The organism is uncultured Campylobacter sp. (assembly GCF_937981295.1).
GTDB lineage: Bacteria > Campylobacterota > Campylobacteria > Campylobacterales > Campylobacteraceae > Campylobacter_B.
On sequence record NZ_CALJPC010000092.1, the window covers coordinates 1 to 13793 of the forward strand.

General features: G+C 49.5%; 11 protein-coding genes. 4 read left to right on the forward strand and 7 right to left on the reverse strand.

What is annotated here, in order from left to right; genetic code table 11:
• Positions 1–46: 46 nt before the first annotated feature.
• Positions 47–346, forward strand: coding sequence for a hypothetical protein (locus tag Q0135_RS09505; protein ID WP_297990071.1), 300 nt, complete (start codon positions 47–49; stop codon positions 344–346).
• A gap of 18 nt (positions 347–364) precedes the next feature.
• On the forward strand, positions 365–808 hold the full coding sequence (locus tag Q0135_RS09510; RefSeq protein WP_297990073.1) for a hypothetical protein: 444 nt from the start codon (positions 365–367) through the stop codon (positions 806–808).
• Positions 809–859: 51 nt separating this feature from the next.
• Here the strand turns inward: Q0135_RS09510 and carB are convergent, their stop codons facing one another.
• The 7 genes from carB to Q0135_RS09545 are packed head-to-tail and all read right to left on the reverse strand — an operon-like array spanning position 860 to position 9551.
• Positions 860–4123 (reverse strand): carbamoyl-phosphate synthase large subunit, encoded by a 3264-nt coding sequence (gene carB, locus Q0135_RS09515; RefSeq protein WP_297990075.1) that lies wholly within the window; start codon positions 4121–4123, stop codon positions 860–862.
• Positions 4123–4872, reverse strand: a complete 750-nt coding sequence (gene mreC / locus Q0135_RS09520; RefSeq protein WP_297990077.1) for a rod shape-determining protein MreC — start codon at positions 4870–4872, stop codon at positions 4123–4125. Before mreC ends, carB begins: the two co-directional genes overlap by 1 nt.
• Complete coding sequence (locus Q0135_RS09525; protein ID WP_005869818.1) at positions 4865–5899, reverse strand: rod shape-determining protein; 1035 nt, start codon at positions 5897–5899, stop codon at positions 4865–4867. The genes mreC and Q0135_RS09525 overlap by 8 nt, the downstream gene beginning before the upstream one ends.
• 9 nt (positions 5900–5908) lie before the next feature.
• Complete coding sequence (gene clpX / locus Q0135_RS09530) at positions 5909–7147, reverse strand: ATP-dependent protease ATP-binding subunit ClpX (RefSeq protein WP_177386944.1); 1239 nt, start codon at positions 7145–7147, stop codon at positions 5909–5911.
• A complete protein-coding gene (gene lpxA, locus Q0135_RS09535) occupies positions 7147–7935 on the reverse strand; it encodes an acyl-ACP--UDP-N-acetylglucosamine O-acyltransferase (protein ID WP_297990079.1) in 789 nt (262 codons plus the stop codon). Before lpxA ends, clpX begins: the two co-directional genes overlap by 1 nt.
• A complete protein-coding gene (gene fabZ, locus Q0135_RS09540; RefSeq protein ID WP_297915899.1) occupies positions 7935–8384 on the reverse strand; it encodes a 3-hydroxyacyl-ACP dehydratase FabZ in 450 nt (149 codons plus the stop codon). Before fabZ ends, lpxA begins: the two co-directional genes overlap by 1 nt.
• Before the next feature lie 33 nt (positions 8385–8417).
• Positions 8418–9551, reverse strand: a complete 1134-nt coding sequence (locus Q0135_RS09545; RefSeq protein WP_297990081.1) for an epoxyqueuosine reductase QueH — start codon at positions 9549–9551, stop codon at positions 8418–8420.
• 65 nt (positions 9552–9616) lie between these two features.
• On the opposite strand from Q0135_RS09545, the gene Q0135_RS09550 reads away from it, so the two are divergent.
• The gene (locus Q0135_RS09550; protein WP_297990082.1) at positions 9617–12979 is read left to right on the forward strand and encodes a DUF748 domain-containing protein; all 3363 of its coding nucleotides are present in this window, start codon (positions 9617–9619) and stop codon (positions 12977–12979) included.
• 50 nt (positions 12980–13029) lie between these two features.
• Positions 13030–13791: a 4-hydroxy-tetrahydrodipicolinate reductase gene (gene dapB, locus Q0135_RS09555; protein ID WP_297990083.1), complete on the forward strand. Its 762-nt coding sequence runs from the start codon at positions 13030–13032 to the stop codon at positions 13789–13791.
• Positions 13792–13793 lie beyond the last annotated feature (2 nt).

The window sequence follows — 13793 nt, forward strand, 5'->3', positions numbered from 1 at the left end:
AAAAAAGGGGGGTATCATAATTTAAATTTTAAATAAGGAGATCACTTTGAAACTAATCATCAAAGAAAGAGCGGATAAATCTGAAGTTATGAACATCGTCACCCAATATTCTGAGGGAATAAAACTAAGAATTACGAAGATGGAGAATTCACAATATCCGCAAAATTCAGTAGATATCTATATGGGAGATAAGCAATTAACGTCGTTTTGTTGTAACAATGAAGATACAAATAAACTAAAAACCGCATTTGAAAAATTCTCCAATGCTTTAGAAATATGCGTTGAGCTTAACGAGCAAAGAGGCAAAACTTTAGCGAGTTTGCGCGAATTTCCTAACGATAAATAATTTTTAAGGTCTTCTATCATGCGTAAAATAATGTTTTTTCTCATATTGACACTCAGTACTTCGTTTGCCTATGATGCATGCGATAACGAAAGGGTAAAGCGAATTTTACAATATTTAAATGATATTACGGCTAAAAGTGATAATGCATATAACAAGAATCATAGCGACACTTTAACGTATACTTTGAATACATGCGAAAATAATACAATAATTCAAAGCGGTTACGTTTTATATTCTGGACCCAATAGTGACGAAGTAATAAAAAGAGTAAAACAAATGAATGCGTCACAGAAAAAATCTATATATAGAGGAACTGAAAAATGGTTTTGTGGTTTAGTCAACGAAGTGTCTGCTCTTAAAGAGAGCGGTATAAAATATGGGGTTGCACAGAATTTTATTAATGATGTCATGACCTCCAAAACAGTAGTAGATATGGGAAGTTGCAGAAAATACGGCTATTAAAATTTCATAACTAGCTAAATTTAACGATATCCAACTCAATTTTCACTAAATTTATTCTCCCCGCAGATATTCTTGCAGCGTTTTTACTTCGAGTGCGGAGCCGTCTTTGATCGCGCAAACCGAGCGCGTCGCGGCGATCGCCGCCTTCATCGTCGTAAAATACGGCAGTTTAAACCTCAGCACGCTCTGGCGGATCTTCGCCGCATCGGCAGAGTTTGATTTACTGTCGCTGGTGTTGATGACGAGCGAAATTTCGCCGTTTTTGAGCTTATCCTCGATATTTGGGCGCCCCTCGCTGATTTTGTAGATAAACTCGCACTCCACGCCGTTTTCGCCCAGTAGCTTGTGCGTGCCGCCGGTCGCGACGAGGCTGAAGCCCAAGCGCTTAAACGCCTGCGCAAGCTCCACGGCGCGCACTTTATCATGATCGGCGAGCGATAAAAATACCTTGCCGCCGCTTGGAAGCGCGTTGCTCGCGCCGATTTGAGATTTGGCGAAGCTTTTGGCGAAGCTCTCGCCGATACCCATCACCTCGCCGGTGCTTTTCATCTCAGGCCCCAAGATCAGATCCGCGCCCGCAAGCTTGTTGAAAGGAAAAACGCTCTCTTTGACGCAGATATGGTTTTTAATACGCGGCTTTAAAATTCCCTTCTCTTCGACCAGCACGCCGAACTCGTCGTAAAATTTTAAAGCCTCGCGCAGACCCCCTTGCCACATTACCCGGGTAGCGACCTTAGCCATCGGAATTCCGCTCGCTTTGCTCACAAACGGCACGGTGCGGCTCGCGCGCGGATTTACCTCGATAATGTAAAGCTCGTTTTCAAAAATCGCGAATTGAATATTCATAAGCCCTACGACGCCGAGATTTAGTGCGATCTCTTTGGTTTGGCGACTTACCAGATCGATCATCTCCGCGCTTAGACTAAGCGGTGGCAAGATACTCGCGCTATCGCCGCTGTGGATGCCCGCCTCTTCGATATGCTCCATTATCGCGCCGATATATACGTCGCGCCCGTCGCAGATCGCATCGACGTCAAGCTCGGTCGCGTCAAGTAAAAATTTATCTATCAGCACGGGCGAGTGGTTGCTCACGCGCACCGCCTCGCTCATATACTGCCTAAGCTCGGCTTCGCTATGTACGCGCCGCATCGCTCGACCGCCGAGCACGTAGCTAGGGCGCACGAGCACCGGATAGCCGATCGCTGCGGCCTTTTCAATCGCTTCGGCTTCGCTTACGGCGGTATCGTTTTTGGGCTGCTTAACGCCGATACTTGCGATGAACTCGCTAAATTTCTTGCGATCCTCCGCTACGTCTATCGTGCGCGCACTCGTGCCGATGATCTTGGCTCCTACGGTGCTTAGGCGCTTGGCGAGCTTTAGCGGCGTTTGGCCTCCGAAATGCACGATCACGCCGTCGGGGCTTTCAGCCTCAATGACCGCTCTAACGTGCTCAAAATCGATCGGCTCGAAGTATAAAATATCGCTCGTGTCGTAGTCGGTGCTGACGGTTTCTGGGTTGCAGTTATACATTATCGTGGTGATCCCCATATCGCGCAGAGCGTAGCTGGCGTGCACGCAGCAGTAGTCAAACTCGATGCCCTGCCCGATGCGGTTCGGACCGCCGCCGATGATGAGGACTTTTTTATTATCTTTTGAAATTTTACGGCTTGCGATGGCGGGCGTTATGTTGGTGCTGGAGTATAGATAGGGCGTAAGCGCCGCAAACTCGCCCGCACAGGTATCTACTTCGTTGTATTCAAGGCCGATGCCCTGCCTGGCGCAGGCAAAATGGATGTCGTTTTGCGTAAGGCCCAGATTGTCCTTTTTGTTGATCAAATTTGCGATCATCTTATCGCTAAAGCCCCAGCTCTTGGCCTGTCTTAGAAGCGCCGCGTCGTTGATGATCTCCATATCGATGCGCTCTTCAAATTTTACGATCTGCTCGATCTGGCTCAAAAACCAGCGGTCGATCTTGCTAAGCTCGTAAATTTGATCCACGCTCATGCCCGCTCTAAAGCCCTGAGCGATGTATAAAATTCTATCTTGCTGCGCGTTGCGAAGCCCGAAGATGAGATCTTTTTCGCTTAAGCTTAGCTCTACAAATCCGAAGTAGCCCTTCTCCAGCGAGCACAGCGCCTTTTGGATACTCTCTTTAAAGCTGCGCCCGATCGCCATCACCTCGCCGATACTTTTCATCGCAGTGCCGAGATAGGGGTTTGCGCCGGGGAATTTCTCAAACGCAAAGCGCGGAATTTTAGTCACGATATAATCGATCACCGGCTCGAAGCTCGCGGGCGTGCCGGTGATGTCGTTTTTGATCTCATCCAGGCTAAAGCCCACCGCTAGCATCGTAGCGACCTTGGCGATCGGATAGCCCGTGGCTTTAGACGCGAGAGCCGAGCTGCGGCTTACGCGCGGGTTCATCTCGATGACGATCATCCGCCCCGTTTGCGGATTTACCGCAAACTGCACGTTTGATCCGCCCGTATCCACGCCGATCTCGCGCAAAATTTTAAAACTCGCGTCGCGCATCGCCTGGTATTCTTTATCGGTGAGCGTTAGAGCGGGCGCAACCGTGATAGAATCTCCCGTATGCACGCCCATCGGGTCGAAATTTTCGATCGAGCAGACGATGATGCAGTTGTCCTTATGATCGCGGATCACCTCCATTTCGAACTCTTTCCATCCAAGCAGGCTCTCTTCGATCAAAATTTCATTTATCGGGCTTACATCTAGCCCGTTTTGCGCGACCTCTTTAAACTCGTCGATATTGTACGCCACGCCGCTGCCCGCGCCGCCTAGGGTGTAGCTGGCGCGGATAATGAGCGGAAAGCCGATCTCATTTGCAGCAGCCATCGCCTCTTCGATATTGTAGGCGTATTTGGATTTAGGCAGATCCATTCCGATCTTAATCATCGCTTCTTTAAATTTTACTCTATCCTCGCCCTTTTTTATCGCTTCAGGGTTGGCACCTAGAAATTTTACCCCCGCTAGCTCGCCGCTTTCGTAAGCCTGCATCGCGACGTTTAGCGCGACCTGTCCGCCCATCGTAGGCAGGATCGCATCGACGCCCTCGCGCTTTATGATACGCAAAATGCTCTCTTTGGTGATCGGCTCGATATAGGTAGCGTCGGCAAAATCGGGATCGGTCATAATGGTAGCGGGGTTAGAGTTTATTAGCACTACGCGGTATCCGAGGCTCTTTAGCGTCTTGGCAGCCTGCGTGCCGCTATAATCAAACTCGCACGCCTGACCGATTACGATCGGACCGCTGCCGATCAGTAAAATCGTCTTAATATCATCTATTTTGGGCATCAATTTTCCTTTGTAACGACATACAAAAACGCCGGCATCTCGGAGCTCACGTAGGGCTCTACGACGGCGCTTTTGTATAGCTTCCCGCTTTGAATCTCTTTAACTTTCCCTACCGGCACGCCGGCAAAAAAAATTCCGTCCTTGCCGCTGGTAAGCACCTCATCGCCTACCTTGGGATCGAGCCACTGCGGGATGTATCTAACCACGAGCTCGTTATTTTCGCCGCCTGCGACGCCAGGAATTTGGGTATCTCCTATGAAAACGGAGAAATTGCTCTTTTCGTCGCGCTGTAAGATCGCAAGCGGGCGCCCATCTTTATTTACTAAAATTCCTGCGGTCTTGCCCTCGCTGATGAGGCCGTAAATTTTGTTTGGGTTAAAATTTTCAAAATTTACGAAGAATTTATTGTAGTCGTTTAGATTTGCATAGCTCAGCGCCTTTACGAGCTGAACTTTGGGCTCGTAGACGGAGCTGTTTTTATCGATCAAAATTTTATTCAGCTCGCCCGCGAACGTACTAAGCAGCATCGCCGATTTTTTTAGCTCGGCATTTTCTTCTCGTAGAGCTTTGATCGTCTCTGCCTGGTTAAAATGCTCGTTTACAGCGCTTTTTACCCGATCGCTCACGCCGTAATAAACCTCTAAAATTCCTCCTGCAAATCCGATAAATTTGCCGTGGATATACGAGCCGAACGTAAGCGAAACGGCTACCAGCAAAACCGCGACGAGGAGGAGTTTGAGATTAGTCATTTGCCGCTTGTTTTAGCGATTTGATCTCTTCTAGGGCTTTTCCCGTGCCGTTTGCGACGCAAAGCAGCGGCTCGTCCGCGACGAAAACCGGAAGCTTTACGGTGTCGCTTAGATACTTATCCAATCCGCGAATGAGCGCGCCGCCGCCCGTTAGCACGACGCCGTTTTCGACGATGTCGGCGGCGACTTCGGGCTGAATGCTCTCAAGGACAAATTTTAACGCATCGGCAATCTCTCTGATCGAGTCTTTAATCGCCTCTCTTACGTCCTCGCTCGTAAGATCGACCGAGCTTAAAAGCCCGCTAATTTGGTCTTTTCCTTTGACCGTGTATGTAAGATCTTTTTGCTGTTGTACCGCCGTGCCGATCTTGATCTTGATCTCCTCGGCGGCGCGCTCCGAAATAAGCAGGCTATATTTTTCTTTGACGTAATTAACGATGCTAGCGTCGATCTTATCGCCTGCAACGCGGACAGATTTGGCACTGATGATACCGCCTAGCGAGATGACGCCGATCTCGGTGGTACCGCCGCCGATATCTACGACCAGCGAGCCGCGCGCTTCATTTACCGGAAGCCCCGCACCGATTGCCGCAGCCATCGGCTCTTCGATTAGATAAACCTCGCGCGCACCCGCTATCATCGCGCTTTCTCGCACGGCTTTGCGCTCGACCTGAGTTAGCCCGTAAGGTACCGAGATGATAATGCGCGGGCTTACGAAAAAGCGGCGCTTGTGGGTCTTTTCGATGAAATACCTAATCATCTTCTCCGTCATATCAAAATCCGCAATAACGCCGTCCTTCATCGGGCGCACCGCTTCGATATCGCCCGGAGTGCGCCCGAGCATCTCTTTAGCCTCAGCACCCACGGCGATGATCCTTTGCTTGCCGTAGCGTTCGTTTTGTACCGCGACGACGCTCGGTTCGTTGATGATGATGCCTTTATCTTTTAGCAGCACGAGCGTGTTTGCCGTGCCTAGATCAATACCCATATCCCTAGAAAATAATCCTAGAATCGAATCAAGTAACATTTATCCCCTTTATGCAGTTAAATTTTGTTTTACAAGTATCGGCTTGGATACGCCGTCTACGACCTCTTTGGAGATGATGACATCATAGCCCTTAAGCTCAGGCAGATCAAACATAATATCAATCATGATCTCCTCGATTATGCTGCGAAGTCCGCGCGCACCGGTTTTGCGCTTGATCGCAAGGCTCGCGACCTCCCTTAGCGCGTCGTCGTCAAATTTTAAATTTGCGCCGTCTATCGCAAAGAGCTTTTGATATTGCTTCAAGATCGCGTTTTTCGGCTCGGTTAAAATTCTAACCATAGCCTTTTCGTCGATCTCATTTAGCGTAGCCACTACGTGCAAGCGCCCGATGAGCTCGGGAATTATGCCGTAATGCACCAAATCGTCGGCCTCGACCATATTTAGCAAATTTAAGCTCTCTTTCTTGCTGCGCTTGGTTTGGTTAAACCCGAGCACGTTCTGCCCGATGCGGCGGTTGATGATCTCGTTTAGCCCGTCGAACGCGCCGCCGCAGACGAATAGGATATTAGTAGTATCGATCTGGATGAAGTCCTGATTTGGATGCTTGCGACCGCCCTTCGGAGGGATATTTACGACGCTTCCTTCGATGATCTTAAGAAGTGCTTGCTGTACCCCTTCGCCGCTTACGTCGCGCGTGATGCTGCGGTTTTCGCTCATTCGCGCGATCTTATCGATCTCATCTACGAATACGATACCGCGCTGCGCCTTCTCTACGTCGCCATCCGCAGCCTGTAAAAGGCGGGTGAGGATATTTTCTACGTCCTCGCCGACGTAGCCCGCTTCCGTTAGGCTCGTAGCGTCGCTAATGGCGATCGGCACGTCCAAAAATTTCGCCAAGGTCTGCGCCATAAGCGTCTTGCCGCTGCCGGTAGGTCCGATAAGCAAGATATTTGATTTTGAAATTTCTGTATCGTCACCCTTCGCGTCGGTCTGTCTGAAAATTCTTTTATAGTGGTTGTAAACGCCGACACTAAAAATTTTCTTAGCGCGCTCCTGACCGATGACGTAGCGATTTAGCACTTCCATCAGCGCCTTTGGCTTGATAGCCTCGAAATCGATCTCTTTATTTTGATTTTGTATCGCCTCATTTTGACCCTCGCTGCCGTGGATAGCGGCATATGCCATATCGATACAATAGCTGCAGATAGCCGCCGTACCGTCGTCGTTAGGATAGATACGACGCCCGTCCGCGCCCGTCTCACCGCAAAAACTGCACTTATTTGCCATTAAATTTTACCCTTATCTAGCGGAATTCCGCGTTTTGTGTTGATTATAAACTCGCACATCTTGCGCACGTTTTGATCGCTCGTTTCGTTTAATAAAATTTGCGCCTGCTCCTTTAAGCCCCCGCCTTGGTTGAATAAAAATTTATACGCCCGATTTATCGTCTCGACCGTCTCTTTATCAAAGCGGCGGCGGATGCCCGTTAAATTTAGCCCGCGGATATAGGCGCGATTTCCCTCGGCTAGGCAAAACGGCACCACGTCCTGACTAAGCGCGCTAGCCCCTGCGATCATGCAGCTCTCGCCGATTTGGACGAACTGATGCACGGGGGTAAGCCCGCCGATAACGGCATAATCGCCCATTACGACGTGACCTGCGAGCGTGGCGTTGTTGGCTAGGATTATGTTGCTGCCCAGCACGCAATCGTGCGCGATGTGGCAATACGCCATCATAAATAGATTATCGCCGATGCGCGTAAATCCGTCGCCCTTATGCGAGCCCGAGCTGATCGTGCAAAACTCGTGAATCGTAGCGTTTTTGCCGATGACTAACCCCGTTCGCTCGCCCTCTTCAAAACTCATATCCTGCGGAATTTCGCCCACGATCGCGTATGAAAAAATTTTAGAGCCCTCGCCGATTTGCGTATCGCCAATGATGCGCGCGCCCTGCTTGATCGTGCAGCCGTCGCCGATTTTAGCCTGCGCGCTTATGAAAGCATACGGCTCGATCACAACCTCGGCTCCGATCTGCGCGCCGTCCTCGATGATCGCCGTGTGGTGAACTTTAGCCATCATTTATCCATTATCATCGCTTGAAGTTCAGCCTGCGCGGCCAGTGTGGCGCCGTCGTTGATGTAGGCTTCGCCTTTTAGCACCCAGATGCGTCCGCGGTGTTTGATTACGCTGATACGATACTCAAGCTTGTCGCCGGGGCGGACCGGGTTTCTAAATTTAGCGTTGTCGATACTCATAAAATACACGACCTTATCGCTTAAATTGGCGCCGTCTTTCTCCATGCTCTTAAACGCCAGCACGCCGCCTGCCTGCGCTAAGCCCTCGATTATCATTACGCCCGGATAGATCGGATGGCCTGGGAAGTGACCCTGAAAGATCTGCTCGTTGTAGGTTACGTTTTTATAGGCCTTGATGCTTTCGCCTATGCTGAGCTCTTCGACGCGATCTATCAGCAAAAACGGAAAACGATGAGGTAGGATGGAGAGAATTTCGTTTATATCTATCATTGATCTGCCTTTTTTAGAAATTTTAGAATCTTATCAAATTCTTACTAAAATTTCCCTAACATCTAAAAATATGCGCGAGAGCCCGTAAATTTGAACTTTGGCGGCTCTTATCTCGTCCGTGACGATGATCGGCGAGAGCGAGCCCGCAGCGCACAGGGCGACGCGAGTTTTATTTTGGCGCGCGAGACTCGGCGGATTTTTTAGCATTTCGGATACGCTTTTGAAATTTGATCTTGAAATTTCGTTAAATTTCGCCAGGTTTAAAATTTTAATCTCGCCTTTGTCACTGCAAAAAATTTCGCACTCGCGCTCTATCCTAAATTTTACGTTTTCGCGCGTAAAATGCGAGCCAAATAGCACAAACGAGGGCACTACACGCCCGTCAAATTTGATCCATGCACGGAGCAGGCGGTAGTTTAAAAACCGATCGCGCAGCACGCTAAATTTCACACCTTTTCTTTCGAGCGAGCAAAGCTTTTTGTAAAATTTCAACTTCTCCTCTACCGAAGCGGGCAGGATTTGCCGATCGATCAACGACATTAGCTCGTAAATTTCGGCGCCTTGGGCTAAATTTTGCTTCAAATCCGCCGTCAGACTTCCGCCCAAATTTCGCTCAACCCTTTGCTGATCATTCCGCTGCGCCGCAAGCGCGTAGATGCAGCCGCAGTAGTTTTGATGATAGAGCGCGTCTTTTTTCGCGAGCGCAAACTGCTCGTTCGTGCCGCCGTTTTTGCGAAAATCCGGCGCGATAAACTCCAGTCCGCAGCGCTCGCAGATGCGCTGTAGCGAGGCGCAGAGCTGAGAGTGCGATTTTTTGGGACTCATAAGAAGAGTCGTGGTGATTTTACGCTGGCCCAAACTTAGCGCGAGCTCGGCCGTTTTTTGCATACGAAAATCAAAGCAAAACTCGCAGCGCGCGCCTTTCTCGGGCTCATTTTCAAGCCCGCGCGCGCCGTCTAGCCAGCCCTGTAAATCATACTCGCCCGGGATAAATTTAATCCCTAAATTCTCGCAAACCCGCTTCGCGTCGTGCATTCTAAGAACATATTCGCCATAGGGGTGGATGTTTGGATCGTAGAAATAGCCTATTAGCGGCTCTTGCGTGAGCTCTTTTAAGCGGCGCAAAAAATAATCGCAATCGACCGAGCAGCAGATGTGAACCAGCAAAATTTAACCCTTTGCACGAAATTTTTGGATATAATTTTACGCTATCAAAATTAATGAGCGGAAAAATGAAAAATTTTTTTATAAAACACTGGCGTAAGTTTGCTTGCGGCTTGGGCGGATTTGCGCTATTTTACGTGCTTGCGGGCTTTTTCGGCGTGCCGCTTTTTATCGAAAAGGCGCTGCCTAAAATTTTAGAGGGCAGAGCAAGCTTTAGCGTGCAAGATGCTAAATTTAACCCCTTTACCTACGAGCTAAACGTTACCAAGCCGGAGCTTAGCACCTTTAAGCCGCTGTTTAGCGCCGATGAGATAAATTTAAAAATCGGTTTTTCAAAGCTTTTTAAAAAGACTCTCGCGGTAGAAATTTTACATCTTAAATCCCCTAAATTTCACGTCGAGCGCGAGCAAAACGGCACCTTCAATTTTGAGCCGCTACTTTCAGAGCAAAAGAGCGAAAACAAGGATGAAAACTCCAGCTTCAACGTCACGCTGAATAATTTTAAGATCGAGCGCGGCTCTCTGGGCTACGTCGATAACTCCCTAAAAAGGCCATTTTCGCTCATTTCGACCGAGCTAAATTATGAGATCAACGGACTAAATTTAAAGGATGAAACGATCGGCGAGCACGATTTAAGCGCCGTTTCGCGTACATACGACGCGCTGAGCTTCGATGGAGCCATCGACCTGGCGCCTCTTCGTCTACACGGCAAGGTAGATATCTCGCGACTGAAAATCGATCCGTTTTGGCTATCATACCTCGATCCTAGCGGCGTGCGGTTTAAAAACGGCTTCCTTTCCGCCGAGCTGAATTACCGATTGAGCATCGATGAAAATATAAAATTTGCGCTTGAAAACTCAAAGCTCGAGCTGCAAAGCCTAGAAATTTTGCAAGATCAAAGCTTAATTTCGCTAGACTCGCTGAAAATCCCGAGCTTTGAGCTGAATACGGACATCTCGAATGAAATTTCAGGCAAAGTGGTAATCCCGCAAGTGCTAGTTTCAGGCGCAAAATACGATATGAACGAAACCAAAATTTCCACGGGTTTTGAGGGCGCACGGGTCGCGGATTTTGCGCTGGATTTTAATAAAACGGGGGCAAACTTGCGGCTAAACTCCGCCGTAAAAAGCGTAGATCTAAACCGCTCAAGCTTTGCAAACCCGCAAATTTCGGTCGTCTCAAACGATACTAAAATCACGGAAAATTTCTTAAAATTTAACGCCGAAGGTAACGATACGGCCCTTCATACGGGTTTTGGCGCCTTTAGTATCGCGGATACGCAGATTACGCTAGCACGCAGCGATAAAATTTCGGTCGCCGCAACCGAGCTGGGCGCATTTAGCTACGACAAAGAGGGCATGCAAAACGGCGCAAGTCTGAAGTTTGCTAAAATTTCAAACTCCAAAATAGCAAACAAAAACGGAATTTTTAGCGGATTTGAAAGCTTCGGCGTGCAAGGGGTGAAATTTAACGTCGCGGATCTCGATCTGGGCGTGGATAAAATTTTGCTAAACGAGCCGTTTTTCAACTCGGAAGTGGGCGTTAACGGCGCCAAAAGCATAAACGATCTGGCGATCTTAAGCGCGATCTCTAAAAATCCCGCAAGCTTCAAAAAAACGGCAAGCTCTAGCGCCTCAAACCAAGCGGATGCAAATTCTACGGCAAGCGGCGCAAATTCAGATTCTAAAAAGCCCTCTAAAAGTCCCGTTTTAAAATTTAAGATCAGCGAGGCCTCCGTAACCGGCGCAAAGGCTAAGATCGGCGAGAGCTTTATCGTCAAAAACAACGTGCACGAGATCAAGGATTTCAGCGCCACGCTAAGCGGGCTAAGCTCGAATTTCGCCGAGCCTTTCGGTATAAAAGCAAGCCTTATCACGGGCGAGATCACCGCTAACGCGGACGGCAAGGCTAGCATCGCGCCGCTTAATATAGGCGTGAACTTCAGCCTAAACGCGCCGAACTTGGGCGTCTTTAACAGATACGCGACGGAATTTATCACGGGCTCCATCGCTGGCGAGCTCGCTACGCAAGGGCAGCTGAAGCTTTCAAACGCCTTCTCGCTCGAAGCAAAGCTTTCAGGCAAGGGCTTGGCGCTAAGCTCGGGTAGGGATAAAATTTTCTCCCTCGCGTCGCTGAATGTCGCGCAAATCGCGCTGAGTCCAAGCTCCCTCACGCTAAATAAGATCACTCTTGGCTCACCCTCGGCAAATATCTCGCTAAATAAAGACAGGCGTTTAAATTTAACTTCGCTAATAAAGCCCGCCGCGCAGCTAAAGCAGACTACAAAGCCCGCCCAAGCTGCGGCTAGCAGACCCGCAAAAAGCAAGACAAGCTTTGCGTGGAGCGTAAAAAATATCTCGCTTAACGGCGGAAGTTTAAATTTCACCGACGAAAGCCTAGCAGCGCCCTTTAAACTGCGCATCAGCGATATGAAAGCAAGCATCAGCGAGATCAGCCCGAAGCGGGCGGCGGATATTAAGTTTAGCTCGCTCGTAAGTGGAAGCGGGCTGGCAAGCATCACGGCGCGCGCCTATCCGCTGGATTTTAAACGCAAAAGCGATATAAACGTCGTTTTAAAGGAGATTCCGCTTGTGCCCGCATCGCCCTATACCGCCAAATATATCGGCAATGAAATCGCGGGCGGTAAGTTAAATTTAAAACTTGCCTACAAAATCGACGATGGCAAGCTAAACGCAAGCAATGATCTAAATTTAGACCGCTTCGAGCTCGGCAAAGAGGTGCAGAGCAAGGACGCGCTGAGCCTTCCGATCGGCCTAGTCGTATCGATCCTAAAGGATAGCGACGATCAGATCGATATTAGCCTGCCTCTAAGCGGCACGCTAAGCGATCCGAAATTTAGCTACGGCGCGCTCGTTTGGGGCGCGGTCAAAAAGCTGCTATCTGACATCGTGTTAAGTCCGTTTAGATTTATGGGAAAGATCGCGGGCGTAGATACGAAAAAGCTCGAAAGTATCGATTTTGAGGCGGCGAGCAGTGAAATTTTAATCAGCGAAAACTCTAAAATCGATGATTTAGCCAAGGTCGCAAAAGCCAAACCCGAACTCAAGATCATCCTAAACTCCGCGTATAACGAAAAACTCGATACTCACGAGTTTAAAAGGCGCTCGCTGCAAAATACCCTCACGCTGATGTCCAATAAACAAGGCCTCTCCACGGATGAAGCCATAGCGGCGCTTAAGATCAAATACGGCATCAAAGCTAGCGGCGATGAGGCGATGGAGGAGCTGATAGCAGCGCAGAAATTTACCCGTTCGCGTCTTGATGAGTTAGCCCTTGCTAGAGCGGCCGCCGTGCAATCGGCACTCGTGCAGCGCGGCGTAAGCGCCTCTCGTATAGAGATCAAAAAACCTAGCGAAGCGGAGCTTAAACAAAACAGCTTTATCCCGCTAAACCTGGGTCTTGAAAAATAGTGTAAGCAAAATTTGGCTATACTAAGCGGATTAAAATTTAAGGAGCGGCGATGATAAATATAGGAATTCACGGCGGAAGTGGCAGAATGGGCACGATGATCTACGAATGCCTGAAAAATTTCGATCAGGCGCGAGCAAGTGTGATCTACACGGTCGCTCCGCTTGATTATACGCCAAACTGCGCCGTAACGAGCAGCTACGACGAGCTTTTTAGCGGCTGCGACGTCGTGATAGACTTTACAATCCGAGACGGCGCGATAAGCTTAATGAAATTCGCGCTTTCGCACCCAAAGCCGCTTTGCATCGGCACGACGGCTCTGGGCGAGGAGGGCGAGCGGCTACTGCGCGAATGCGGCGCGAAGATGCCCGTACTGCACGCTACGAATATGAGCCTGGGCGTCGCGGTGCTAAACAAACTCGTAGCGCTTGCTAGCAGGAGCCTGCGCGATTTTGACTGCGAAATTTTAGAGATGCACCACCGCCACAAAAAAGACGCCCCGAGCGGCACGGCGATGAGCCTTGCTGGGAGTGCCGCAAGCGCACGCGAGCTAAACTTAAAGGACGTGCGCGTAAGCGGTCGCGACGGGCTCATCGGCGAGCGCGGCAAGGACGAGATCGCCGTGATGTCGCTACGCGGCGGAGACATCGTCGGGCGCCACACCGTGGGGTTTTACGGCGAGGGCGAGTTCATCGAGCTAAATCATACGGCGACTTCGCGCGCGACCTTTGCCAGAGGTGCGATAAAGGCCGCGGTTTGGCTAGCATCGCAAAATAGCGGGCTTTACGGCATCGACGACTGCTTAGGAATCTAGCG